The sequence below is a fragment of the Variovorax paradoxus genome (genome assembly GCF_022009635.1).
In the GTDB taxonomy this organism is placed as follows: Bacteria; Pseudomonadota; Gammaproteobacteria; order Burkholderiales; family Burkholderiaceae_C; genus Variovorax.
On sequence record NZ_CP091716.1, the window covers coordinates 5,702,799 to 5,727,321 of the forward strand.

Annotated in this window: 24 protein-coding genes, 1 tRNA gene and 2 pseudogenes; 15 read left to right on the top strand and 12 right to left on the bottom strand. The window is 67.2% G+C overall.

Features of this window, described 5'->3' with window-relative positions:
- Window positions 1-87: 87 nt before the first annotated feature.
- A pseudogene (locus tag L3V85_RS26435) lies at window positions 88-441 on the top strand (LysR family transcriptional regulator); the annotation flags it as partial.
- A 58-nt stretch (window positions 442-499) separates the two neighbouring features.
- Here L3V85_RS26435 and L3V85_RS26440 read toward each other — a convergent pair.
- A pseudogene (locus tag L3V85_RS26440) lies at window positions 500-2,226 on the bottom strand (IS1634 family transposase).
- Window positions 2,227-2,316: 90 nt separating this feature from the next.
- Here L3V85_RS26440 and L3V85_RS26445 point away from each other — a divergent pair.
- Both L3V85_RS26445 and L3V85_RS26450 read left to right on the top strand, forming a co-directional pair.
- Complete coding sequence (locus tag L3V85_RS26445; protein WP_272934138.1) at window positions 2,317-2,898, top strand: LysR substrate-binding domain-containing protein; 582 nt, start codon at window positions 2,317-2,319, stop codon at window positions 2,896-2,898.
- Between the two features lie 104 nt (window positions 2,899-3,002).
- Window positions 3,003-3,197 carry a hypothetical protein gene (locus tag L3V85_RS26450; RefSeq protein ID WP_237675633.1) on the top strand — a complete coding sequence of 65 codons (195 nt, stop codon included), beginning with the start codon at window positions 3,003-3,005 and terminating at the stop codon, window positions 3,195-3,197.
- Between the two features lie 3 nt (window positions 3,198-3,200).
- Here the strand turns inward: L3V85_RS26450 and L3V85_RS26455 are convergent, their stop codons facing one another.
- The 6 genes from L3V85_RS26455 to L3V85_RS26480 form a co-directional block, all read right to left on the bottom strand.
- Window positions 3,201-3,776 (bottom strand): TetR/AcrR family transcriptional regulator, encoded by a 576-nt coding sequence (locus L3V85_RS26455; RefSeq protein ID WP_237675634.1) that lies wholly within the window; start codon window positions 3,774-3,776, stop codon window positions 3,201-3,203.
- Between the two features lie 82 nt (window positions 3,777-3,858).
- Window positions 3,859-3,948, bottom strand: a tRNA-Ser gene (locus tag L3V85_RS26460).
- A gap of 59 nt (window positions 3,949-4,007) precedes the next feature.
- On the bottom strand, window positions 4,008-5,339 hold the full coding sequence (gene serS / locus L3V85_RS26465; RefSeq protein ID WP_237675635.1) for a serine--tRNA ligase: 1,332 nt from the start codon (window positions 5,337-5,339) through the stop codon (window positions 4,008-4,010).
- Between the two features lie 23 nt (window positions 5,340-5,362).
- Window positions 5,363-6,328 (bottom strand): threonine/serine dehydratase, encoded by a 966-nt coding sequence (locus L3V85_RS26470; protein WP_237675636.1) that lies wholly within the window; start codon window positions 6,326-6,328, stop codon window positions 5,363-5,365.
- Window positions 6,325-7,293 carry a 4-hydroxy-3-methylbut-2-enyl diphosphate reductase gene (ispH, locus tag L3V85_RS26475; RefSeq protein ID WP_237675637.1) on the bottom strand — a complete coding sequence of 323 codons (969 nt, stop codon included), beginning with the start codon at window positions 7,291-7,293 and terminating at the stop codon, window positions 6,325-6,327. The genes L3V85_RS26470 and ispH overlap by 4 nt, the downstream gene beginning before the upstream one ends.
- Window positions 7,290-7,733, bottom strand: a complete 444-nt coding sequence (locus L3V85_RS26480; protein WP_237675638.1) for an FKBP-type peptidyl-prolyl cis-trans isomerase — start codon at window positions 7,731-7,733, stop codon at window positions 7,290-7,292. The genes ispH and L3V85_RS26480 overlap by 4 nt, the downstream gene beginning before the upstream one ends.
- Before the next feature lie 108 nt (window positions 7,734-7,841).
- Between L3V85_RS26480 and radC the strand changes: the two genes are divergently transcribed.
- Together radC and L3V85_RS26490 are read left to right on the top strand one after the other, a co-directional pair.
- Window positions 7,842-8,519 carry a RadC family protein gene (radC, locus tag L3V85_RS26485; protein WP_237675639.1) on the top strand — a complete coding sequence of 226 codons (678 nt, stop codon included), beginning with the start codon at window positions 7,842-7,844 and terminating at the stop codon, window positions 8,517-8,519.
- A complete protein-coding gene (locus tag L3V85_RS26490; RefSeq protein WP_237675640.1) occupies window positions 8,519-9,175 on the top strand; it encodes a Smr/MutS family protein in 657 nt (218 codons plus the stop codon). Before radC ends, L3V85_RS26490 begins: the two co-directional genes overlap by 1 nt.
- A gap of 60 nt (window positions 9,176-9,235) precedes the next feature.
- Here L3V85_RS26490 and L3V85_RS26495 read toward each other — a convergent pair whose 3' ends face one another.
- The 4 genes from L3V85_RS26495 to fabV form a co-directional block, all read right to left on the bottom strand.
- Window positions 9,236-11,320, bottom strand: a complete 2,085-nt coding sequence (locus tag L3V85_RS26495; protein WP_414080247.1) for a bifunctional 2',3'-cyclic-nucleotide 2'-phosphodiesterase/3'-nucleotidase — start codon at window positions 11,318-11,320, stop codon at window positions 9,236-9,238.
- Between the two features lie 106 nt (window positions 11,321-11,426).
- Window positions 11,427-12,656: an NAD(P)/FAD-dependent oxidoreductase gene (locus L3V85_RS26500; protein ID WP_237675642.1), complete on the bottom strand. Its 1,230-nt coding sequence runs from the start codon at window positions 12,654-12,656 to the stop codon at window positions 11,427-11,429.
- A gap of 50 nt (window positions 12,657-12,706) precedes the next feature.
- Entirely contained in the window at window positions 12,707-13,126 is a 420-nt protein-coding gene (locus tag L3V85_RS26505) for a group II truncated hemoglobin (RefSeq protein WP_237675643.1), read from the bottom strand.
- A 27-nt stretch (window positions 13,127-13,153) separates the two neighbouring features.
- Window positions 13,154-14,350: an enoyl-ACP reductase FabV gene (gene fabV, locus L3V85_RS26510; RefSeq protein WP_237675644.1), complete on the bottom strand. Its 1,197-nt coding sequence runs from the start codon at window positions 14,348-14,350 to the stop codon at window positions 13,154-13,156.
- Window positions 14,351-14,620: 270 nt separating this feature from the next.
- Between fabV and L3V85_RS26515 the strand changes: the two genes are divergently transcribed.
- The 5 genes from L3V85_RS26515 to L3V85_RS26535 all read left to right on the top strand — a co-directional run bounded on the left by L3V85_RS26515 (window position 14,621) and on the right by L3V85_RS26535 (window position 18,911).
- Entirely contained in the window at window positions 14,621-15,448 is an 828-nt protein-coding gene (locus L3V85_RS26515; protein ID WP_237675645.1) for an ABC transporter substrate-binding protein, read from the top strand.
- A 161-nt stretch (window positions 15,449-15,609) separates the two neighbouring features.
- Window positions 15,610-16,305, top strand: a complete 696-nt coding sequence (locus L3V85_RS26520; RefSeq protein ID WP_237675646.1) for an amino acid ABC transporter permease — start codon at window positions 15,610-15,612, stop codon at window positions 16,303-16,305.
- A 157-nt stretch (window positions 16,306-16,462) separates the two neighbouring features.
- Entirely contained in the window at window positions 16,463-17,173 is a 711-nt protein-coding gene (locus L3V85_RS26525; RefSeq protein ID WP_237675647.1) for an amino acid ABC transporter permease, read from the top strand.
- Entirely contained in the window at window positions 17,170-17,913 is a 744-nt protein-coding gene (locus L3V85_RS26530) for an amino acid ABC transporter ATP-binding protein (protein WP_237675648.1), read from the top strand. The genes L3V85_RS26525 and L3V85_RS26530 overlap by 4 nt, the downstream gene beginning before the upstream one ends.
- Window positions 17,910-18,911, top strand: coding sequence for an isopenicillin N synthase family dioxygenase (locus L3V85_RS26535; RefSeq protein WP_237675649.1), 1,002 nt, complete (start codon window positions 17,910-17,912; stop codon window positions 18,909-18,911). The genes L3V85_RS26530 and L3V85_RS26535 overlap by 4 nt, the downstream gene beginning before the upstream one ends.
- Here L3V85_RS26535 and L3V85_RS26540 read toward each other — a convergent pair.
- Window positions 18,887-19,810, bottom strand: coding sequence for a LysR substrate-binding domain-containing protein (locus tag L3V85_RS26540; RefSeq protein WP_237675650.1), 924 nt, complete (start codon window positions 19,808-19,810; stop codon window positions 18,887-18,889). The genes L3V85_RS26535 and L3V85_RS26540 overlap by 25 nt on opposite strands.
- Window positions 19,811-19,925: 115 nt before the next feature.
- Here L3V85_RS26540 and L3V85_RS26545 point away from each other — a divergent pair, with 115 nt between their 5' ends.
- The 5 genes from L3V85_RS26545 to L3V85_RS26565 are packed head-to-tail and all read left to right on the top strand — an operon-like array spanning window position 19,926 to window position 24,472.
- Window positions 19,926-20,480: a PCC domain-containing protein gene (locus L3V85_RS26545; RefSeq protein WP_237675651.1), complete on the top strand. Its 555-nt coding sequence runs from the start codon at window positions 19,926-19,928 to the stop codon at window positions 20,478-20,480.
- Window positions 20,473-20,871: a PPC domain-containing DNA-binding protein gene (locus L3V85_RS26550; RefSeq protein ID WP_093238206.1), complete on the top strand. Its 399-nt coding sequence runs from the start codon at window positions 20,473-20,475 to the stop codon at window positions 20,869-20,871. Before L3V85_RS26545 ends, L3V85_RS26550 begins: the two co-directional genes overlap by 8 nt.
- 25 nt (window positions 20,872-20,896) lie before the next feature.
- On the top strand, window positions 20,897-21,703 hold the full coding sequence (locus tag L3V85_RS26555; protein WP_237675652.1) for an SDR family NAD(P)-dependent oxidoreductase: 807 nt from the start codon (window positions 20,897-20,899) through the stop codon (window positions 21,701-21,703).
- Between the two features lie 13 nt (window positions 21,704-21,716).
- Window positions 21,717-22,886, top strand: coding sequence for an acetyl-CoA acetyltransferase (locus L3V85_RS26560; RefSeq protein WP_237675653.1), 1,170 nt, complete (start codon window positions 21,717-21,719; stop codon window positions 22,884-22,886).
- Window positions 22,883-24,472, top strand: coding sequence for an acyl-CoA synthetase (locus tag L3V85_RS26565; protein WP_237675654.1), 1,590 nt, complete (start codon window positions 22,883-22,885; stop codon window positions 24,470-24,472). The genes L3V85_RS26560 and L3V85_RS26565 overlap by 4 nt, the downstream gene beginning before the upstream one ends.
- Window positions 24,473-24,523 lie beyond the last annotated feature (51 nt).

Here is a 24,523-nt window from a genome sequence, read left to right on the forward strand (position 1 = left end):
TTCCCATCAAAATGCAGCACGTTACGCAGCGGCGCCCGCGCCAGGAAGCGAATAGTTTTGAACTCAGGTATCAGGAGAATTCATGCCGTGAGCCAATCCCTGGACATCGACCTGCTGCGCAGCTTCGTGGCGATTGCCGAGACCGGGGCGCTGGGCCGGGCCGCGGCACGCGTGGGGCGCACGCAGTCGGCGCTCAGCATGCAGATGCAGAAGCTCGAAGGCATCGTCGAGCAGCCGCTGCTGTATCGCACCGGACGGGGCGTCACGCTCACGGCAACGGGCGAGCGGCTTCTGGTGCGCGCCGGTGAATTGCTGCGCAGGCATGACGAGGCACTGGCCGAGCTGCGCGGCGAGCAGTTGTCGGGCGTGCTGCGCTTCAGTTGTCCCGACGACTACGCGGTGGTGTTCCTGCCGTATCTGCTGCAGGGCTTTGCCACCCGAGTTCGACACCAACCGCGCTAAGTGCTTGATTTGTATGGGCCAAGACTCTCGGCTGCCACTACAGCAGGCTCAATTGGGTGTCTTGCTGGGGTTTTTTGATCTTCAGTGCGGCCAGCACATCGGTCTGGCGTTGGACGATGGAAGAGACGCCCGCAATGGGCGCGGCATTGTTGATGCTCACACGGTGGCGCTGAATTCGCCGCAAGTCCGCCAGGGCAGCCTCCGGTGACAAATCGCTGCCACTCATCTTCAGGCGCTGGCGCATCACGCGGTACAGGATCAGGGCCAGCATGCAAATGCTCGCATGCGCCTTGATGCGCTCGGGCAGGCGGTGGAACACCGGCGCAATCTCGATCTCCGACTTCAGCACCCGAAATCCCCGTTCGATGTCTGCCAGTGCCTTGTAGCGCTGCACCACCTCTTTGGGTGTCAAGTCCGCCACGTTGGTCACCAGCAGCAGCTTGCCATCCATCGCCTGGGCGCGGGCCAGAGCTGCCTGGTCGATGTCATACGTGAACAGATCGGCATGCAAATCGACCTTGATGATGCGCTTGAGGTGCGCCTCGCTCACCTCATGGAAGAAGCGTGCCGTCACACCCGCATCAGACAGCTTTCTACCCCGGTGTGCCTTGCCTGCATCTTGCGAATCGAGCTTGCCCACCAGCTGGTCGGCGCGCTGGCGCAATTGGTCAATGCGCGCCTGACGACTGGCAGTCTGCTCGGCCGCCTGCTGCGGGTTATGGGCCGCCACCAGACGAAGACCCTGCCATTGCGCCTCATCGATAGTCTCTTCTGTCGTTTCTTGCTCTGATGCGCGGGCTCGGGCTCGGGCGTTGATCGGCTCCAGTATGTCTGCGAACTCGCCATAGCGCCGCCCCGGCACTGCCAGGATGAACTCCAGCGCTTGATCGGTTGATCCGCTGGCCCCACCCGACAAGCGCAACTCGGACAAGGCCTCTATGTTGTCCAGCGAAAGCAGCCCACGGTCAGCCACCACCACCAGGCGGCGGATGTGCGGGTAACGCGCCATCACCTTCTTCAAGGTCGGCTCCAACGTCGGTGCCTCGGCTGTGTTGCCCGCAAACACCTCGTGATAGATAGGCATGCCGTCGGCTGTTTGCACCACGCCGAGCATGAATTGGCGCACCACCATGCCTTCCTTGGACATCCCATAGCGGCGCACGTCACCCTCTTGCTGGCTCAGTCCTTGGGCGCGGATGGTGGTCAGGTCGTAGAACACCACCGACAGATCCTCATCAATCAGCGGGCGCAAAGGCCCGCCACGCATTCATCCACCGCGTCCTGGTGGTCCATGAGCGCATCCATGCTGCGCAGCAGTTGCTGGTGGGTGAGTGCCTCTGCATCGATACCCGGCATGCTGACGGTTTGCAGCCAGCGCAGCACCCCGAGCTTGGAGTCGGGGTCGCACAGCCGGTTAAAGACCATCACCCGCAGGGCATGCTCGATGGGGTTGGTAAAGCGTGCGCGGCGAAAGACAGCAGCCAAGCCATCGAAACCCAACTCGTGCCAGAGTTGATCCAGCGCCCAGACATCGCCCAGGGCCAGTGCGGATTCAAAACGCACCTGGGGAACGGATGTCTCACTCAGTGAGCGACCCTTGGCGCGAAGCAGACCGCCCAGCAGTGAGTCGACTTGTCCATCTGTTTCGTCCACCCGCCCGATGGTGGCCAGCGTGCGCTGGCGGGGTTTGCCGTGTTCGTCTCGGAAGGACTCCACCAACTGGGCGTAGGTGTGGCCGCCTGAGCGGGTGAGCTTGATGAACATAGAAGAAGTGTAGCAAAAAAATACGGGCAATTGCCAACACATCAGCAATAAAACATTGCCACTACATAAAAATCAAAACGCCTCAGCTAAGTGCTTGATTCATATGGCACCGGTCCGCGAAAACATCGGAAAACGGCGGTTTGGTGTCGAACTCGGGTTGCCAGCCTGCATCCACGGGTACAGCTGGAAGTGATGTGCGGGCCGACGCCGCGGCTGCACGAGTTGCTGGCCCGGCATGCAGTCGACCTGGCACTGGTCTCGGTGGCGGGCGATGGCGCGGGCGGCGACGTGATCCGGCGCGAGCCGCTGGTCTGGGTGGCGCAGCGTGGCGGCACCGCCGCATCGCTGGACCCGCTGCCGCTGGCGCTGGGCGCACCGGATGCGCTGGACCATCTGCTGCCGAAGCAGGCGCTCGAGGCTGCGGGCCGGGCGTACCGGCTTGCTTACGCGAGCAGCAGCCTCTCTGGGCTCGTGGGGATGGCGCGATCTGGCCAGGCGGTCATCGTGCTCACGCGCACGGCCGTGCCCGACGATCTGCAGATCCTCACGTCGGAACACGGGCTCCCCCACTTGCCGAGCGTCGGGGTCACGCTCGCATTCGACCGTGAAGAGCCGACCGCATTGACCGCCGCGTTCGCGGCGCACGTCAGGAAGTTTCTTCCCGCGGCTTGAGCAGTACCGTCGGCCTTTCCAAGAAGCAGACCGAGACGGTTGTTATTCAACCGAATCGGTAGAATAATGAAAGCACCCGAATACAGAAATCAAGGAAAGACAGGTTGGCCCTCCCGCACACCGCACGCTCGATCGTCACTCGACGCATGAGGGCGATCGTGCTCTTCGGCGCGGCGCTTTACGGGCTTTATCTGGCGAGCACGACCGTTGCGGCACTGATGCCCACAGTGCGCATTTCGGTCAGCGTGGGACGCGGGATTCTCGGCCCCAGGTTCATCAGCTTCATCTGCGGCTTGTGAGACTCAGCGCGTTGGCGCCGGCCTCTTTTCACCGTGGCCGAGTGCGTCCATTGCCGACGCGACGATGTCGCCACGCCATTCCTTTTTCTGGTCCAAGCGAACGGCCAGCAGTGCCGTGACCGAGAGGCCGGTGAACGCGCTGGTCACGCGGATGATCCGCTCCAGCGTGGTGTTCTGCAGGTCGGTGCCCAGCACCTTGTAGACCAGCAGGCCCATCTCCGTGAGCTTCGGATCGACGTCTTCTTCGCTGCCGGCAAGCCGATTGGCGAAGGCCGACACGCCGGGCCATTCGAAAGCGAAGTCGACGGAAGCCTCCACCGCGGCCCTGTCGCGCTCGATGCCGGGGGGAATGTCTTCGACGCTGGCCAAGAGGGCCATCAGATGGTCGGTGCTGGCCTTGAAGCCCGCCTCGTAGATCGCCTGCTTGCTGGGGTAGTGATGCAGCAGCCCCGCTTTCGAGTAGTTGACGGCATCCGCGATCTGCTGGAGCGACGTATGGTCGAAGCCATGCTTGGCGAACAATCCGGCAGCACGGTCGACGATCTCGGCGTCTATTTGAGCTTTGGTCGGCTTGGGCATCGGGGCAGTCTATGCGCGACCCTTGCGGTCGACGGGCTGGGGACGAAACAGGCAAAAAAATAGCCCCTTGCGGGGCCATTCTTGGAGGAGAGGGAGGGATTCGAACCCTCGGTACTATCGCTAGTACGCCTGATTTCGAGTCAGGTACATTCGACCACTCTGCCACCTCTCCGGTGCTGTCGAGCCTCTGATTATAGCGGAGAAATTTCCGTTATTTGAAGCCCTCGTGCTTCAGGCACGCAAAACTTCGATGCCGCCGATGTACGGCCGCAACGCGGCAGGCACGTTGATCGAGCCGTCTTCGTTCTGGTGGTTCTCCAGCACGGCCACCAGCGCGCGGCCCACGGCCAGGCCGGAACCGTTGAGCGTATGCACGAGTTCGTTCTTGCCCTGCGCGTTCTTGAAACGGGCCTGCAGGCGGCGCGCCTGGAAGGCTTCGCAGTTGGAGACCGAGCTGATCTCGCGGTAGGTGTCCTGCGCCGGCAGCCACACTTCCAGGTCGTAGGTCTTGGCGGCGGTGAAGCCCATGTCGCCCGAACACAGCAGCACCACGCGGTACGGCAGTTCCAGCGCCTGCAGCACGGCCTCGGCATGGCCGGTCATCTGCTCGAGCGCTTCGTAGCTCTTTTCGGGGTGCACGATCTGCACCATCTCGACCTTGTCGAACTGGTGCTGGCGGATCATGCCGCGCGTGTCGCGGCCCGCACTGCCGGCTTCGGAGCGGAAGCACGGCGTGTGGGCCGTGACCTTGATCGGCAGTTGCGACTCGGCCACCACTTCGTCGCGCACGAAGTTGGTCAGCGGCACTTCGCTGGTCGGAATGAGGTACAGCGCCGAATGATCGGGCGCGGGTTCGCCGTCCTGGCCGCCCTTCTTCGCGGCGAACAGGTCGCCCTCGAACTTGGGCAACTGGCCGGTACCGCTGAGCGTGGCGGCGTTGACGATGTAGGGCACGTAGCACTCGGCGTAGCCGTGCTTCTCGGTCTGCAGGTCGAGCATGAACTGCGCGAGCGCGCGGTGCAGGCGGGCGATCGGCCCCTTCATCACGGTGAAGCGCGAGCCCGCGAGCTTGGCGCCCATCTCGAAGTCGAGGCCCAGCGGCGCGCCGAGATCGACATGGTCCTTGGCGGCAAAGCCCAGCGGCTTGGCATCGGCACCGGCGCCGCCTTGCGGGGCCCAGCGGCGCATTTCGACGTTGCCGGCTTCGTCTTCGCCCAGCGGCACGCTGGCGTGCGGCAGGTTCGGCACGGCGAGCAGCAGGGCCTGGATCTCGGGCTGGATCTCTTCGAGGCGCTTGGACTGCGATTCCTGTTCGGCCTTGAGCGCGTTGACCTCGGCCATCAGCGCATCGACAGATTCGCCCTTGGCCTTGAGCGGGCCGATCTGCTTGTTCAGCGTATTGCGGCGCGCCTGGATTTCCTCGGTGCGGGTTTGCAGCGTCTTGCGCTCGGCCTCGAGCGCGGTGAACGCCGACACATCGAGGTAAGGCTGGTTTTTCTTGCGTTTTTCGAGGCCGGCCACGGCGGAGGCCAGGTCTTTGCGGAGCAGGGTGATGTCGAGCATCGGTCGATTTTAGGGGCCGCCCGTCAGGCGACGGTGGCGGGGTCGACGTTGGCGCCGCAGATGATCAGGCACACCTTCTCGCCCGCGCGCGGCACATAGGCGCCGGTCTGCAGCGCCGCCAGCGGCAGCGCGGCGGCCGGCTCCACGGCGAGCTTGAGTTCCTTCCAGAGCCACTGCTGCGCGGCTCGGATGGATTCGTCGGACAGCAGCAGTGCCTGCTCGACCTGCTGCTGCGTGATGTCCCAGGCGATGGCGCCGATGCGGCGCGCACCGAGCGAGTCGGCCGCGATGCCGCCCACTTCGACGTCGACCGGCTCGCCCGCCTCGCGGGCGCGGAACAGGGTCGGCGCCTTCTCGGGCTCCAGCGCCACCACGCGGGCGCGCTTTTCGAACCAGCCGGCAAGGCCGCCGATCAGGCCGCCGCCGCCCACGCTCACGAGCACCGCATCGGGCAGGCCGCCCTGCTGCTCGATCTCGCGGCCCAGCGTGCCGGCGCCGGCCACCACTTCGGGCTGGTCGTAGGCATGCGTGAGCAAGGCGCCGGATTCTTTCTGGCGCGTGAGGCAGGCGGCCAGCGCGTCGGGATACAGTTCGCCGACGACCACCACTTCGGCGCCCAGCGCGCGCAGGCGCGCACGCTTGGCCTCGGGCGAGACGCCCGGCAGGAACACCTGGCAGGGCACGCCCAGCGCACTGGCCGCGGCGGCGGTGGCAATGCCTGCATTGCCGCCGGAGGCCACGACCACGCCGCTTGCGGGAATATCGTTGGCCAGCAGCCGGTTCATCATGCCGCGCGCCTTGAAGCTGCCGCTGACCTGCATGTGCTCGAGCTTCAGCCAGACCTCGGCGCCCGGCGCCGTGACGCCGAAGGCCGACGCCGGCAGTTTCCACAGCGGGGTTTCGCGCAGGAAGTGGCCGGCACGCTCGCCCAGCCTTTGGGCTGCGCTATCTATTTCAGAGCGCCAGTCGGTGTTTTGCTTGTCGTTCAAGAGATGTGTCCAGGTGGCGGAATGTCGTCGAGCTTGAGGCCCTTGGGAAGCGGAAACTTGATGGTTTCCTCGATGCCGTCCATCTTGCGGACCGACACCGCGCCGAGCGCGCGCACCCGGTCGATCACCTCGCGCACCAGCACCTCGGGGGCCGAGGCGCCAGCCGTGAGGCCGATGCGCGTCTTGCCCTCGAACCACTCGGGCTTGAGCTCTTCGGCCGAATCGACCATGTAGCTCTCGGTGCCCAGCCGCTGCGCCAGTTCGCGCAGCCGGTTGCTGTTGGAGCTGGTGGGGCTGCCGACCACGATCACCAGGTCGACCTGCGGGCTCATGATCTTCACCGCGTCCTGGCGGTTCTGGGTGGCGTAGCAGATGTCCTGCTGCTTGGGCTCGCGCACGGCCGGAAAGCGCGCGCGCACCGCGGCGGCGATCTCCGCCGCGTCGTCCACGCTCAGCGTGGTCTGGGTGACGACCGCGAGCTTGTCGGTCTGCGCCGGCGCGACCTTCGCCACGTCTGCCACGTCTTCCACCAGGTGGATGCCGCTGGACAGCTGGCCCATCGTGCCCTCGACCTCGGGGTGCCCCTTGTGGCCGATCATGATGAACTCGTAGCCCTCTTTCGCGAGCTTGGCCACCTCGACGTGCACCTTGGTCACCAGCGGGCAGGTGGCGTCGAAGATCTCGAAGCCGCGGTCGCGCGCCTCCTGCTCCACGGCCTTGCTCACGCCGTGCGCGCTGAACACCAGCGTGGCGCCGGGGGGCACGTCGGACAGCTCCTCGATGAAGATCGCGCCCTTGGCCTTGAGCTCGTTCACCACGTAGGTGTTGTGCACGATCTCGTGGCGCACGTAGATCGGCGCGCCGAACTTGGCGATGGCGCGCTCGACGATCTCGATGGCGCGGTCGACCCCCGCGCAGAAGCCGCGCGGCTCGGCCAGGATGACTTCGGAAATGCCGGTGTTCATAGCACGCCGATGAGCTTCACTTCGAAGGTCACGGGCTGGCCGGCCAGCGGGTGATTGAAGTCGAAGCGCACGCCGGTCTCGTTCGACTCGATCACCGCGCCGGCGTAGCTGCCGCTGCCGTCGGGCGTGGGGAACTGCACCACGTCGCCCACGGCGTACTGCTCGTCGGGGTCGCCCATCTGGGCGAGCAGCTTGCGGGCCACCCACTGCTGCATGTCGGGGTTGCGTTCGCCGAAGGCCTCGCCAGCGGGCAGTTCGAAGGTGGCGTGGGTGCCCTCCTCCAGGCCCATCAGGCGCTGCTCCATGGCGGGAGAAAGCTCGCCGGTTCCCAGCGACAGGGTCGCGGGCTTGTCGGCGAAAGTATTGATGATGTCGCCTGCCGGCCCGGCCAGCCGGTAGTGCAAGGTCAGGAAGGAGCCGAAAGTCACGACTTGGGACATGGGAGCAGCGGAGGTGGGGGAAGACAAGGTGGGTGTCCCGATAAACTGGCCCTCATTTTAAGGATCGGGGCTTCCACCCGGCTCCACCAAGGTTTCACCCAGGGTTTCATGGCATTCAAGGATCTCCCTCTCGACGCCCGTCCCCGCGAAAAACTCATCTCGCGAGGCGCCGCCGCACTGGCCGATGCCGAGTTGCTGGCCCTGCTGCTGCGCACCGGCGTGGCGGGCAAGAACGTGTTGCAACTGGCCCAGCAACTGCTCGAGCGCTTCGGCGGCCTGTCGGGCCTGCTGCACACCGGCGCCGACGATCTCAAGGCCATCAAGGGCATGGGCGGGACCGCCAAGCGCTCCGAGCTGATCGCGGTGCTCGAGCTGGCACGGCGCGCCATGGGCGAGAAGCTCAAGGAACGCACGGTGTTCGACTCCCCCGAGGCGGTCAAGCAGTACCTGCAGCTGCACATCGGCTCGCGCCCGCACGAGGTGTTCGTGGTCGTGTTCCTCGACGTGCAGCACCGGCTCATCATGCTGGAAGAAATGTTCCGCGGCACGCTCACCCAGACCAGCGTCTACCCGCGCGAAGTGGTCACGCGTGCCATCCACCACCAGGCCGCGGCCGTGGTGCTGGCCCACAACCACCCGAGCGGCAGCATCGAGCCGTCGCGCGCCGACGAATCGCTCACGCAGACGCTGCGCGCCGCACTCGCACTGGTCGATGTGCGGGTGCTCGACCATGTCATCGTGAGCCCCGGCCAGAGCTTCTCGATGGCCGAGAAAGGATTGCTCTGATGCCTCCACGTTCACCCGCGCTCAAGAACCTCGCCGACCTCAAGCAGGTGCAGCGCGTGCTGGCCGAGACCCGCGAACGCGAAGCCGCGGAAGCGGCTGCCAAGGCCGCCGCAGAACGCAAGCGCGCCGCCGAGAAAGACCTGTTCGCCCGCGCCATCGGCGCCACCGAACCGCTGCGCCGCAAGGCCGCCGTGCCGCTCGCGCCAGAGCCACCCGCCCCCATTCCGGTGCAGCACCAGCTCGACGAGCAGCGCGTGCTGCGCGAATCGCTCTCCGACGAGTTCGACGTGACCACGCTGCTCGACGTGGACGACGCCATGAGTTTTCGCCGTCCCGGCATCGGCACCGACGTCACTGCGCGGCTGCGCAAGGGCGACTGGTCCATACAGGCGCAGGTCGACCTGCACGGACTGCGCAGCGACGAGGCGCGCGAATCGCTCGGCGGCTTCATCCGCAATGCCTACAAGCAGGGACTGCGCTGCGTGCGCGTGGTGCACGGCAAGGGCCTCGGTTCGCCGGGCAAGCAGCCCGTGCTCAAGACCAAGACGCAGCGCTGGCTGATCCAGAAGAACGAGGTGATCGCCTTCGTGCAGGCGAAACCGGCGGAAGGCGGCGCCGGGGCGCTGGTGGTGCTGCTGGCGCCCGCGCGGCGCTGAGCCAGAAAGCAGACAGGCAGGAGACGCCGGACGCCTCCTGCCTGCCCTCGCAGCTGCCTCTTACGGGGCCGGGTTCAGTTCGAGCTTGTAGACCGAACGGCCCTTGCCGCTGCCGTCATCGGCGGTCAGCAACGAGATGTTGGTCAGGCCCGCGTCCTGTGCCGCGCTCAACTGCCCCTGGCCCGACGTGAACACCACGTTGCCCTTCGTCGTCACCTGCGTGAAGCGCCAGCTGCGTGCCGCGCCGTTGGCCGTGCGCGTGATGGTCTTCTTGGCCTTGATGTAGTCGATCAGCACGTCGCGGTTCGCGTCAGGCGACGGGTAGATCGTCGCGCGGCCGTCCAGCGCCGGGATGAAGCTCGCGCCGCTGGTCGCACGGTAGTTGTTCGTTGCGATGACGAATTCCTTCGCCGGGTCGATGGGCGCACTCAGGTACGTCAGGTTCTTGATGCGGCTGCCCTCGGCCTGGGTCACGTCGATCTCGTACTGCACGTCGGGCGTGGTGAACATGTCGAAGTTGTAGCCCGGGAAGGTGCTGATCAGCTGCTGGTCCGTCGTCAGGTCAGGGTTGATCTTGTTGAAGCGCTTGGCTGCGGCTTCGAGCCAGGCCTTGATTTCAGCGCCGGTGACCTTCACCGCGTACACAGTGTTCGGGTACAGGTACAGGTCGGCCGCGTTGTTGATCGCCACGTTGCCGGCCGCCACGTCCGTGTAGTCGCGGCCGCCTTCATAGCCCGACTTGAAGGGCGCGCTCACCGACAGCACCGGCAGGCTCGCGTACTGCGGCAGATTGGCCGCGATGTAGTTCTTCACGTAGTCGGCCTGCGCCTGGTTCACGATCTGGATCGCACCCGGATCGCCCACGTCCGCGAAGTAGGTGCTCATGCGGAAGTCGGTGGTGCCGATGGGCGTCTTCACGTAGGTGATGGTGGCCTGGTGCTGCGTTTCGACCAGCGGCGCGACGCTGGAGTCGGCATCGACGTAGACGACCTTGCCGGCGCTGTCCTTGCTCTGCGTTGAGCGTGCCTCGACGAAAGTCTTGGTCTTGTCCACGCCCCATGCCTTGCCGTCGTACACGAGATCGAGCCTGATCAGGCCCAGCGCCTTGCCCCACGAGCTGGCCATCACGGCCGGCACACCGTTGACGGTACCCGCCTTGTTGTCCACGCCGGCCTGCGTGTAGCTCGGCTTCGTGCCCGGATCTGGGAACGTGCCGTGCTGGTGACCCATCATCAGCGCGTCGATGCCGGGCACTTTCGAAAGGTAGAGGCCGGGGCTTTCCATCGTCGGCGAGTACGGCGACGCATCGAGGCCGCCGTGCTGCAGCGCGACCACGATGTCGGCGCCCTTGGCGCGCAGCTCGGGAATGTATTTGGTGGCGGCTTCGACGGCGCCTTCGGTGCGAACCTTGCCTTCTAGGAAACGCTTGTCCCAGTTCAGGATGCCAGGCGTGGTGAAGCCGATCACGCCGACCTTCACCGGCACCGTCACGGTCTTGCCGTCGGGCGTCGTGGCGGTGAACTGCTTGGTCACGATGGTGTACGGCGCGAGCAGCGGCTTGCCGCTCTTCACGCTCTGCACGTTGGCCAGCACCATCGGGAAGGTGGGACCGGCGCACTTCTTGGTGCCGTCGACGCCATCGACGTCGAGGCCGCCGCCGAGCACCTGGTTGAGGAAATCGAGGCCGTAGTTGAACTCGTGGTTGCCCAGCGTGCCGGCGTCGTAGCCGGTGGCGTTCATGACCTTGTAGACCGACAGCGGCTGCGTGCACGGAACACGGCTCACCAGTGCTTCATAGTCGGCCAGCGCAGTGCCCTGAATGGTGTCGCCGTTGTCGAACAGCATCGTGTTCTGGAATTCCTTGCGCGCCGCGTTGATCAGCGTGGCGGTGCGCTCGTAGCCGTACGACTTGTCTTCGGCGAGCTTGAAGTAGTCGAAGCTGCGCACGTTGGCGTGCAGGTCGGTGGTCTCCAGCAAGGCAACCGTGGCGCGCGTGCCCTTGGCCACGGCAACCGGCGCGGGGTCGGGCGTGGGCGTGAACGGGGGGATCACGGTGCCACCACCGCTGCCGCCGCCGCAGGCGGTCAGCACGGCGGCAATCACGGCGGCACAGGTGGACATGGGGGCAAGGCGCGAAAGCGACATGGCCGCTGCGTTTTTCATCGAGAGGTCTCTCTTCAGGATTGGAAGAGGACGCAGTCTCTGAAAGCGGAATGACAGGCCGGTGAATCCAACCTGACTTGCGGCGCAATTACGACAGGTGGTTTTTCAGGGGTATTGACGCATCGGCAATCGCCGCCGGCTCGGGGCTGCGGCCCGCCTCAAGAAGCTTGCGGCTCATCATGTGATCGACCGGCGCATTCACCGACTCGACGCAAGTCAGGTGTCCGTCGACATAGTGGAAAAGCGAGAACGCGTTGGGGTTCGCGCCCGGCCCGGGGCGGCGCACGCTGGTCAGGCCCGGCGTGCCTTCGGCCGGCATCAGGCCGACCATCTGCAGCCGCATGCTGCCCTGGTCGGACCAGAACCACGCCACCGCGTCGTGGTCGCGCGCGGCGCCGGTCAGCGTGGCGACGGCCGTGCGCGCCTGGTCGTTCGCGTTCTGCACCGACTCGAGCCGCAGCGCGCGGCCCGCGCGGCGATCGGGGAAGCGCGTGCAATCGCCCACCGCGAGCACGTCGGCCGCGCTGGTCTGCATCTGCGCGTCGACCACGATGCCGTCGGCGCACTCGATGCCGGCCGCCTGCGCGAGCGCGGTCTCGGGCACGGCACCGATGCCCAGCAGCAGCAGGTCGATCGGCTGCTTCACGCCGTTGACCTGCACCGACACCAGCCGGTCGCCTTCGACCTCGAACGCGCCGGTCTGCGCGCCGAGCGCGATGTCGATGCCGGCCGCGCGATGCGTGGCCAGCACATGCGCCGACAGCTCGGGCGACACGGCGCGGCCCAGCAGGCGCGGCGCGCTTTCGATCACCTGCACCGACTTGCCCAGCGCCTTGGCCGTGGCAGCCACTTCGAGCCCGATGAAGCCGCCGCCCAGCACCGTGACCTTCTCGGCCGATGCGAGCCGGGTGCGCAGGCGATGCGCCTCGTCGGCGGCGCGCAGGCTGGCGACGTTCTCCAGGCCCGGCTTCAGGTCGGGCATCTGGCGCGCGCGCGTGCCGGTGGCCAGCACCAGCCGCTCCCAAGGCAGCACGGCGCCCGAACGCAGCGTGACGGTGTGCGCCTCGCGGTCGATGGCCACGGCCGCGTCGCCCAGGTGCAGCGTGATGCCCGCCTCGCGGTACCAGTCGGCCGCCTTGTGCGGCTGCGTGGTCTCCTCGGCGCTCTTGAGGAAGGCCTTGGACAGCGGCGGACGGTGATAGGGCTCGCAGGCCTCTTCGCAGACCAGGTGCACGCGAGCGCCCTGCCCGGCTTCAGCAAGGCCGGCACAGAGCTGGGCCGCGGCGTGGCCGCCGCCGATGATGACGATGGAGTTCATTGGGAAGCGTCTTTCGGAGTCGTTATGTATTCGGTCGCGCGATGGCCGCGTCATTCGCCGCGGTTGCGCATCCAGTCGGCGGTCTTGAAGAAGGAGTCGCGAAGGCGGGCGCGCAGGTCTTCGGGCACGCCTGTCTCTCCCATCGCCTGGTCCATGCAGGCCAGCCACTGGTCGCGTTCCTTGATGCCGATGGTGTGGCCGCCGATGCTCTGCGGCATGTGCCGCGCGCGCAGCATCGGGTGGCCGAAGCGGTCGGTGTAGTGCTGCGGGCCGCCGAGCCATCCGCACAGGAACCAGAACAGGCGCTGGCGTGCGTTGTCGAGGCTGGTGCCGTGCACCGCGCGCAGTTGCGCATAGGCCGGCTCGAGGTCCATCAGGTCGTAGAAGCGCTCGACCAGCGCTTCCACCTTCGGCTCGCCGCCGATCCAATCGAACGGCGTGCCGGCGGGCGGCTTTTCTTGAATCTGCATGGGCGCAAGTATCCGTGCCGCAGGTGCTCAGGCCTGCACGAGGTTCGAGATGCCCACGTCGGGGTTCACGTCGGCCTCGTAGTCCACGCCTTCCACCCCGAAGCCGAAGAGCCGCAGGAACTCGGTCTTGTTGCCCGCGAAGTCGCTGATGGCGTTCAGGTTCTCGTTGGTCACCTGCGGCCAGAGTTCGAGCACGCGCGACTGAACCTGCGGCGCCAGTTCCTTGTAGTCGGCGCGCAGGCGGCCTTCGTCGTCGATGTGCGGCGCGCTGCCGTAGAGGCTGTCGGCATAGAGGCCGTGCACCTGCTCGATGCAGCCTTCGTGCGTGCCCTGCTCCTTCATCACCTTGAACAGCAGCGACAGGTACAGCGGCATCATCGGAATCGCCGAGCTGGCCTGCGTGACGACCGCCTTGAGCACCGACACGCGCGCGTCGCCGCCCTTCGCGGCCAGCGTTTCGCGAATGCCCAGCACCTTCTGGTCGAGGTCTTTCTTGGCGGCGCCGATGGAGCCGTTCCAGTAGATGTCGTGCGTGATCTGCTCGCCCAGGTAGGTGAAGGCGGTGGTCTTGGCGCCGTCGGCCAGCACGCCGGCCTGCTGCAGCGCGTCGATCCACATCTGCCAGTCTTCGCCGCCCATGACGGCCACGGTGTTGTCGATCTCTTCCTGCGTCGCGGGTTCGAGCACCGATTCCTTCACGGTACCGCTGTCGGTGTCGAGGCCGCGCAGGCTCACCGACTTGCCGATGGGCTTGAGCACCGAGTTGAAGACCTGCCCGGTCTTCGGATGCGTGCGGCGCGGCGCGGCCAGACTGTAGACCACGAGGTCGACCTGCCCGAGGTCGGCGCGAATCGCGTCGATGGTCAGTTGCTTCACCTCGTCGGAGAAGCCGTCGCCGTTGATGCTCTTGGCATAGCGGCCCTCGGCCTCGGCTGCGCGATGGAAGGCGGCGGTGTTGTACCAGCCGGGCGAACCGGGGCGGTTCTCGCTGCCCGCGCGCTCGAAGAACACGCCGAGCGTGTCGGCGCCGCAGCCGAAGGTGGCGGTGATGCGCGCGGCCAGGCCATAGCCGGTGGACGCGCCGACGACCAGCACCTTCTTCGGGCCGCCCGCGATGGGAGCCTGGGCCTTGACGTAGTCGATCTGTTGCTGGACGTTGGCTTCGCAACCCGTCGGATGGGTCGTCACGCAGATGAAGCCGCGCACACGCGGTTTGATGATCATGGAGAACTCGCTGGAAGGGATATCTGGAAAGAGCGGCCGGGGCATGCATCGGGGAGAGTGCACTTTGGTTCGCGACCGGCCGGTCGGCGAAGCGAATTTAACCCAGCCCGAAAACCGGCCCTTCAGCAGCCCCACAGGCAAGCAGGCAGCCAGGGCGGCAACGGCGCGCCACTCATAGCCCCGCGCACATGTCGATATATGAATTGACCATTTAATGATCCGAAGTTTTATTGATATGGTTTCGCCCTGCTTTCCCCTTAGGAGAAGAACATGCGCTTGAACCTGATCGCCGCGGCAGCCGCCGCATCCGCCCTGCTGCTCGGCACCGTCGCACACGCCGACCAGCTGGCCGACATCAAGAAGAAGGGCGAACTGGTCGTCGGCGTGCTCGGCACAGACGAGCCCGCGACCTTCATCGATCCGAAGACGCGCCAGATCGTCGGCTACGAAGTCGACCTGGTGAACGCCATCGCAAAGAAGATCGGCGTGAAGCCGGTGCTCAAGCAGATCGCGGTGGCCGCGCGCATTCCGGAACTGCAGCAGGGCCACGTGGACCTGGTGGCCGCCGGCCTCACGCACAACAAGGAGCGCGAGGCGCAGATCGACTTCTCGCTCACCACCTTCGTCACCGGCCAGAAGGCCATCGTGAAGAAGGACAGCGGCATCACCGAAGTGCCCCAGCTCGCGGGCAAGAAGGTGCTGACCATCCGCGGGGGCACCCAGGAGCCGAACATCCGCAAGGCCGTGCCCAATGTCGACGTCGTGACCTTCGACACCAGCCAGCAGGCCTTCCAGGCGCTGCAGCAGGGCAAGGGCGTGGGCTACGTGGACGACGAGGCGGCGCTGCTGCGCAGCTACGCCAAGCTGGGTCCGCAGAAGGCGCAGTACGTGGTGCTCAAGCAGAACCTGAGCACCGAGGCACTGGCCATCGGCATCAAGAAGGGCGAGACCGCGCTCAAGGCCGTGGTGGACGACACGCTGCGCGAACTCGAGAAATCGGGCGAGGCCGAAAAGATCTTCATCAAGTGGTATGGCCCGAACACGGCCTCGGGCTTCCAGACGCGCGACTTCAAGCTGGACAGCGACAAGATCGACTGAGCCCGCGTTTCTCCTTCCCTCGCCGGGGAAGGCCGGGATGGGGGCTTGCGGCCTGTGCATGAGCGCCGCGCCTTGACAGGCGCCGTCGTGCCCCCACCCCAACCCTCCCCCAGCGGGGGAGGGAGCAAATACCCCTCGCGACGGTGATACTGTCGCCCCCCATGCCCCTGTTCGACTATTCCTTGCTGCTCACCGGCAAGTACCACGACATGCTGGTCGCGGGCCTGCTGCTGTCGCTGCAGCTGCTCGCGGCCGCGCTGGTGCTGGCGCTGCCCATCGCGCTGGTGGTGGCGCTGCTGCGCCTGTCGCCCTTCGCGCCGCTGCGCTGGCTCGGCTTTGCGTACGTGGAGTCGATACGCAACATCCCGCTGCTCGCGCACATGCTGTTCTGGTACTTCGGCGCGCCCGAGCTGCTGCCCGAAGGCATCAAGCAATGGCTCTACGCGGGACACATCGAGGCCTTCAGCGCCGTCATCGCGCTGGCGCTGTACACGGCTGCCTTCATGGCCGAGGACATCCGCAGCGGCATTCGCGCCATTCCCACCGTGCAGTTCGAGGCCGGGCGCGCGATGGGCTTCAGCTACCTCGCCACCATGCGCCGCGTAGTGCTGCCGCAGGCGCTGCGCGTGACCGTTCCGCCGCTCATCTCGCAGACGCTGAGCCTGTGGAAGAACACCTCCATCGCCACCGTGATCGGCGTGGCCGAGCTGATGTACCAGGCCGGCCAGGTCGAGAGCGCGACCTTCCGCAGCTTCGAGTCTTTCGCCTTCGCGAGCGCTGCGTACCTCACCGTGTCACTGGCCATCACGGGGCTGGCGACCTGGTACCACCACCGCTATCCGGTGCGGACGATATGAAGCACTCCCCCAGGCTGCGCGCACTTCGTGTCGCTTCTCCTCCCCCCTCGCCGGGGGCAACACCGGCGGCCCGGCAAAGCCGGTTCCGCGGTGTTTTCGGCCTCGGCCGTGCCGGTTCCGTGCATCGCGAGCCATGTGAAGCGGGAGCTGAGCGCTGATGCTGCAGATCATCAACGACTACTGGGTCTACTTCCTCATCGGGCAGTACCCGAACGGGCCGCTCGGCGGGCTGATGCTCACGCTGTTGCTGGCCTCCTGCGGCCTGGTGCTGGCGTTGCCCCTGGGCATCGTGCTGGGCCTGGCGCGCGTGAGCCCGTGGCGCTGGCTGCGCTGGCCGGTGACGGGCTTCGTGTTCGTGGTGCGCGGGCTGCCGCTCCTGATGGTGATCTTCTGGGCCTACTTCTTCCTGCCCAGCGTCACCGGCGTGAAGACCGACCAGTTCACCACCATGCTGATCGCGCTGGTCGTGTTCGACGCCGCCTACCTCGCAGAGATCGTGCGCGCCGGCATCCAGGGCCTGCCGCGCGGGCAGATGGAAACCGCCCGCGCGCTCGGCCTGGGCTACGGCCGCGCGATGCGCCTCGTGGTGCTGCCGCAGGCGCTGCGCAGCATGCTGCCTTCGCTGGTGAACCAGTTCGTCTCGACCATCAAGGAAACATCGCTGGGCTACATCATCGGGCTGGCCGAGGTGTCGTTCATCGCGACGCAGATCAACACGCAGGTGTTCACCAAGCCGGCGCAGATCTACCTGATATTGGGCGGGACGTATTTCATTCTCTGCTTCGGCCTCTCGCGCTTCGCCTACTGGCTGGAACGCAGGCTCGCGCGCCGCGGCATCTCCACCGCCACCGCCAAGGTGTCCGCATGATCGAACTCGAAAAAGTCAACAAGTGGTACGGCAGCTACCACGCGCTGGTCGACGTGACCGAGACCATCCACAAGGGCGAGGTCGTCGTGGTCTGCGGGCCCTCGGGCTCGGGCAAGTCGACGCTGATCCGCACCTTCAACCGGCTGGAGCCCATTCAGTCGGGCCGCATCGTCGTCGACGGGCAGGACATCCAGGCGCCGGGCCTGGACGTGAACGCCTTCCGCTCGCGCATCGGCTTCGTTTTCCAGCAGTTCAACCTGTTCCCGCATCTCACGGTGCTGCAGAACTGCACGATGGCGCCGATGCAGTTGCGCGGCCTCTCGCGCAAGCAGGCCGACGAGCGCGCGATGGCGCTGCTGCACCGCGTGGGCCTGTCGAACAAGGCCAACGCCTGGCCGAGCGAACTGTCGGGCGGCCAGCAGCAGCGCGTGGCCATCGCACGCGCGCTGGCCATGCAACCGCCGCTAATGCTGTTCGACGAGCCCACCAGCGCGCTCGACCCCGAAATGGTCGGTGAAGTGCTGCTGGTCATGCGCGACCTCACGCGCGACGGCATGACCATGGTGTGCGTGACGCACGAGATGGGCTTCGCGCGCGAGGTGGCCGACCGCGTACTCTTCATGGACGAAGGCAAGGTGCTGGAACGCGCCACGCCCGACGACTTCTTCAACCGCCCGCAGCATCCGCGCGCCCGGCAGTTCCTGTCCGACATCCGATCCCCTTTCTCGAGAGACGCATGACCGACGCATCCCTTCCCCTCATCGACGTTTCGGCGCTCGTTGCCGGCACCGCCGGACGCGACGCTGTCGCCGAACAGATCGGCGCCGCCTGCCGCGCGCACGGCTTCTTCTACGTGACCGGCCACGGCGTCGACGCCGCGCTGGTGCGGCGGCTCGAAGCGCTGAGCCACCGCTTCTTCGAGCTGCCCGAGGAAACCAAGATGCAGTGGCGCATGGCCCTCGGCGGGCGCGCATGGCGCGGCTTCTTCCCGCTGGGCGGCGAGCTGACCTCGGGCCGGCCCGACTGGAAGGAAGGCCTCTACCTGGGCACCGAACTCCCCGCCACCCACCCGCTGGTGCGGGCGAAGACGCCGGTGCACGGCCCCAACCTGTTCCCCGACGTGCCGGGCTTTCGCGAGACCATCCTCGACTACATGGCGGCCGTCACCCGGCTCGGCCACCGGCTCATGGAAGGCATCGCGCTGAGCCTGGGCCTGCCGGCCGGCTACTTCGCCGAGCGCTACACGGGCGATCCGCTGATCCTGTTCCGCCTGTTCAACTACCCCTCGCAGCCGGTGCCCGAGGGGCTGGACGTGCAATGGGGCGTGGGCGAGCACACCGACTACGGGCTGCTCACGATCCTGCACCAGGACCACATCGGGGGCCTCGCGGTGCACACGCCCGGCGGCTGGATCGACGCGCCGCCGGTTCCGGGCTCGTTCGTCTGCAACATCGGCGACATGCTCGACCGCATGACCGGCGGCCTCTACAAGTCGACGCCGCACCGCGTGAAGCGCAACACCTCGGGGCACGACCGGCTGTCGTTCCCGCTGTTCTTCGACCCGAACTTCGAGGCCCGCGTGCAGCGCATCGAGGGCCTGGCGGGCGCCGAGGCGCGCGACGACAGCGCCGAGCGCTGGGACCGCGCCAACGTGCACGCCTTCAGCGGCCGCTACGGCGACTACCTGCTCGCGAAGGTGTCGAAGGTGTTCCCTCAGCTGCGCGACGAAGTGCTCTGAGCGGCCCGCATTTCCGGCGCCTCGTCGGGCGTCGGCAGCAGGGCCAGCAATGCCTTCACCAGCGGTGATTCGTCCGTCTTGCGCCAGACCACCAGCGTGTCGACGGAAGTCTTCTCGCCCTTGAGCGGGCGGAACACCACGCCCTCGCGGTGCAGCGCCTTCACGCAGGCCGGCACCAGGGCCACGCCCACGCCGCCCGACACCAGGCTGACGATGGTGTTCATCTGCCGCGCCGGAAACATGAGCGGGCTGAAGCCGCGCCGCATGCAGGTGGTGACGATGGCATCGAACATCTGCGGCCCGATGTGGCGCTCGAAGCCCAGGAAGCGCTCGCCGGCGAAGTTCTCCAGCGCCACGTTGCCGGGGCGCGCCAGCGGATGCGCTTCGGGCAGCGCGAGGATCAGCACGTCTTTCTGCACCAGCCGCGAGCCCAGCGTGGCGGGCATCTCCGCGGGCTGCAGCACCAGCCCCACGTCGAGGCGGCCGGATTCGACGTCCGCCACGATCTGCTCCGTGATGCCCTCGCGAAGCGCGACGCTGGCCTTGGGATGGTGCTCGGTGAAGCGCCGCAGGGTGGGCGGCAGGAAGGTGTAGGCCGGCAGGCTGATGAAGCCGACGGCAATCGAGCCCATGATGCCGGCGGCCGCGTCCTGGGCGCGCCGACGCAGGGTCTCCAGCCCGCCCAGCACCGCGCGCGCGTCGCGCAGCGCCTCTTCGCCGGCCTGGGTGATGGCGATGCGGCGCGAGGTGCGCTCGAACAGCACCACGCCCAGCTCGTCTTCCATTTCCTTGATCGCCAGGCTCACCGGCGGCTGCGACAGGTTCAGCCGCTCGGCGGCGCGGCCGAAGTGCAGTTCCTCGGCCACGGCCACCAGGCAGCGGAGATGACGCAGCTCCATCGATCTGAATCCTGTATTGATCTATATGAATTGTAGATTTGTTGCTATGGATTTCCACTCCTAGACTTTGTCCCACTGCGCCGGCGTTACCCCTGTCGGCGCGGAAGGAGACAACGTGACGATTCAGAAAACGACGGGCCTGCCACGAGCACGCACCGTGGTTCACCCTGGCCCGTACGGGTCCGTGCGGATCAACCACATGCACGCCGACAAGGGCCGGCACTTCCGCCTCTCGCTGCCTGCGGGAAGCACGCTGCACGACAGCCTCGTGCGGGCGCTGGCGGCCGAGAACGTGGCCAGCGCGTCGATGACGCTGCTGGGCGGCGAACTCGACCGGCTCAGCTTCTGCATGGCGCTGCCCGACCCCACCGGCCGCGTGCTCGCCACCTATGGCGCACCCGAGCGGTTGCGCCATGCGCGGCTGATCTTCGGCAACGCCACCTTGGGCCGTTCCGCCGGCGGCGGCGCCATCGTCCATTGCCACGGCGCGTTCAGCGAAGCAAGCGGGCGGGTGCGCGGCGGCCACATCCTGACGGACCGCACCGTCGTCGGGCCCGCGCCGGTGACGGTGCTGGTGACCGCGCTGGACAGTTTCGACCTGCGCGTGGCCTACGACGAAGAAACACGCATGCCCCTGATGCGGCCCGAAGCAAGGGCCGCCCATGTCTGACGTGCGCCTGATCGAACGCGGCCGCATGGGCCGCGTGGCCTACGCACGCATCGGCCCCAACGAAGACCTGATGCAGAGCGTCGAAAAGCTCTGCGTGGCCGAGGGCTTCGGCAACGCCTTCGTGCGCGGCGCGCTCGGCAGCCTGATCGACGCCTGCCTGGAGCGGCCCGACGGCTCCTGCCAGGTGATTCGCGGCCCCGCCGTGGAGGTCGTCAGCCTGGCCGGCGAAGTGCGGCGCCAGCCCGACGGCACGCTGCGCGCGGCGCTGACCGGCGTGGTGGCCGACACCCAGGGCCGCGTCTACGGCGGGCCCTTCGTGGCCGGCGCCAACACCGTGTGCGTCACCTTCGAGATCACGCTCGAGGAGTGGCTTCCTTCCGACGATTCCTGAATCCCGCAACACCGAAAAGACATCCATGACAGATCTTTCCTCCTCTCGCGTCGCAGTCGTCACCGGCGGCGCACGCGGCATCGGCCTGGCCGTCGGGCAATGGTTCCTCGCGCACGGCTGGCGGGTCGCGCTGCTGGACAACGACCACGCCACGCTCGACCTCGCCGTGAGCAAGCTCGCGCAGCCCGAACGCGTGCTCGGCGTGCACTGCGACGTGTCGAACCCCTCGCAGGTCGATGCCGCCGCCAAGGCCGTGGTCGAGCGCTTCACCCGCGTGGACGCGCTGGTCAACAACGCCGGCGTGGCGGTGTTCAAGCGGGTTGCCGAAACCACTTTCGCCGACTGGCGCACGGTGCTGGGCACCAACCTGGACGGCGCCTTCCTGTGCACCCAGGCCTTCGGCGCGCTGATGGCCAAGGCCGGCAGCGGAGCGGTGGTGAACGTGGCTTCGATTTCCGGGCTGCGGGCCAGCACGCTGCGCGTGGCCTACGGCACCAGCAAGGCGGCGCTGATCCACCTGACGAAGCAGTACGCGGTCGAACTCGGCAACGCGGGCGTGCGCGTGAACGTGATCGCGCCCGGCCCGGTCGACACCGAAATGGCCAAGCTGGTCCACAGCGTGGCCATCCGCTCCGACTACTACGACGCCATCCCGCTGGGCCGCTACGGCACCGTGGAGGAAATGGCCAACACCGTCGGCTTCCTGTGCAGCGACGAAGCCAGCTTCATCAACGGCCAGGTGCTGGCGGTGGACGGCGGCTTCGACGCCGCCGGCGTGGGCCTGCCGACGCTGCGCCGCGGCGCGCCGGCCGCCCCCGCCAGCCACGAATGAGGAGCAGCCAGCCATGAGCAACGACACCTTCATCACAGGCTGGGGCCACACGCCCTTCGGCAAGCTCGACGCGGCCGACGGCGAGCAACTGATCCGCGACGCGGTCGAGCCCGCGCTGGCGACGGCCGGGCTGGAAGCCGCCGACATCGACGGCATCTTCGTGGGCCACTTCAACAGCGGCTTCGTGCCGCAGGACTTCAGCGCTTCGCTGGTGGCGCTGGCGGTGCCGGGCCTGCGCCACGTGCCCGCGGTGCGGCTGGAGAACGCCTGCGCCACCGGCTCGGCCGCGATCTGGGCCGCGCTGGACGCGGTGGCCAGCGGCCGCGTGCGGCATGCGCTGGTGGTGGGCTTCGAGATCATGAACGCGGTGCCCGGCCCGGTCATCGCGCAGACGCTGCTGCGCTGCTCCTACGTGAAGGAGGAAGGCGCCACGCCGGCGGGCTTCGCGGGCGTGTTCGGCAACATCGCCGGCGGATATTTCGAACGCTTCGGCGACCAGAGCGACGCGCTGGCGGCCATCGCGGCCAAGAACCACGCCAACGGCACGCACAACCCCTACGCGCACATGCGGCGCGACCTGGGCTTCGACTTCTGCCGCAACCCGTCGGACAAGAACCCTTTCGTCGCCGGGCCGCTGAAGCGCTCGGACTGCTCGCTGGTCTCCGACGGCGCGGCGGCGCTGGTCATCTCGGCGGCGCCGCTGGCGTCGGCCAAGGTGCCCGCGGTGCGGTGGCGCTCGCGCACGCAGGTGAACGACTACCTGCCGCTGTCGCGGCGCGATCCCACGCGCTTCGAGGGCGCGGCGCTCGCGTGGAGCCGGGGCCTCGAAGCCGCGCGGCTCAAGCTGGACGACCTGGGCTTCGTGGAAACGCACGACTGCTTCACCATCGCCGAGCTGCTGGAATACGAGGCGATGGGGCTTGCGCCGCATGGCCAGGGCGCGCGCGCGATCCTCGACGGCGTCACGCGCAAGGACGGCAGGCTGCCGGTGAACCCCTCGGGGGGCCTCAAGTCGCGCGGCCACCCGATCGGCGCAACGGGCGTCTCGCAGCACGTGATGGCCGCCATGCAGCTCACCGGGCTGGCCGGCGACATGCAGGTGGGCACGGGCAAGCCGGGCGCAGTCTTCAACATGGGCGGGGCGGCCGTCGCCAACTACCTCAGCGTGCTGGAGGCGGCGTGAGCCAGGCCCACGCGGCGAACCTGTCGGTGCTGCTGTCTCAGACGGCGGCATTGTTTGCGCAGCGCCCCGGCCTGATCCTCGAGGAGCGCAGCTGGACCTGGCGCGAGATCGACGAGCGCGTCGACGCGCTGGTGCAGGCGTTGCACTCGCTGGGCATGCGGCCGGGCCACAAGTTGCTGGTGCAGTCGCGCAACAACCTCGCGCTGTTCGAAAGCTGCTGGGCCGCGTTCCGGCTGGGCGCGGTCTGGGTGCCGGTGAACTTCAGGCTCACACCGCCGGAAGTGGCCTACCTGGGCAGCGCGAGCGAAGCCACGGTGATGCTGGCCGAAGACTGCTTCGCGGCGCATGTGGATGCGGTGCGCGGCGCCAGCACGCACCTTGCGCAGGTCGTGACCATCGGCACGCCGCGCGCCGGCGAGCATGGCTACGAAGCGCTGCTGGCCGCCCATGCCGGCGCGCCCAAGGCAGTGGCCGATGTCGAGGCCGATACGCCGGCCTGGTACTTCTACACCTCGGGCACCACCGGCAAGCCCAAGGCGGCCGTGCTCACGCACGGGCAGCTGGCCTTCGTGGTCACCAACCACCTGGCCGACCTGATTCCCGGCACCACTGAAAAAGACTGCTCCATCGCCGTGGCGCCGCTGCCGCACGGCGCGGGCATCCATGCGCTGCTGAACGTGGCGCGCGGCGCGGCCACGGTGCTGCCGCCTTCGGACCGGCTGGAGCCGCGCAGCTTCTGGGCGCTGGTCGAGCGGCACCGCGTGAGCAACGTGTTCACGGTGCCGACCATCGTCAAGATGCTGGTGGAAGACGCCTCGGTCGACGAGTTCGACCACCGCTCGCTGCGCTACCTGATCTACGCAGGCGCGCCGATGTACCGCGCCGACCAGAAGCGCGCGCTGCAGAAGCTGGGGCCGGTGCTGGTGCAGTACTTCGGCCTGGGCGAGGTGACCGGCTGCATCACCGTGCTGCCGCCGTCGATGCACTCGCCCGACGATGCGGACGCCAACGCGCACGTCGGTTCGTGCGGCCGGCCGCGCACCGGCATGGAGGTGGCCATCCTCGACGCACAGATGCAGCGCCTGCCCACAGGCGAGGTGGGCGAGATCTGCTGCCGCGGCCCGGCCGTGTTCGCAGGCTACTTCGACAACCCTGAGGCCACCGCCAAGGCGCTGCGCGGCGGCTGGTTCCACACCGGTGACCTGGGGCGCATGGACGCGCAGGGGCTGCTCTACATCACCGGCCGCGAGTCGGACATGTACATCTCGGGCGGCTCCAACGTCTATCCGCGCGAGGTGGAAGAGATCCTGCTGACCCACCCCGCGGTGCGCGAGGCCGCCGTGCTGGGCGTGCCCGACGCCAAGTGGGGCGAGGTGGGCGTGGCCGTGCTGGTGTGCGGGCAGGACGCGCCGACGCCCGAGGACATCCTGGCCCACCTGGACGGACGCTGCGCCCGATACCGCTGGCCGCGGCATGTCTTTTTCTGGGATTCGCTGCCGAAGTCAGGCTACGGCAAGGTCACCAAGAACGAAATACGCCGGCTCCTCGCGGAGCGCGGAGAGATCGGGGAGGTCGCCACGCACTGAACCAAGCCCTCCTTTTCCCCGGACGATCGAATTCAACACAACTACGACATA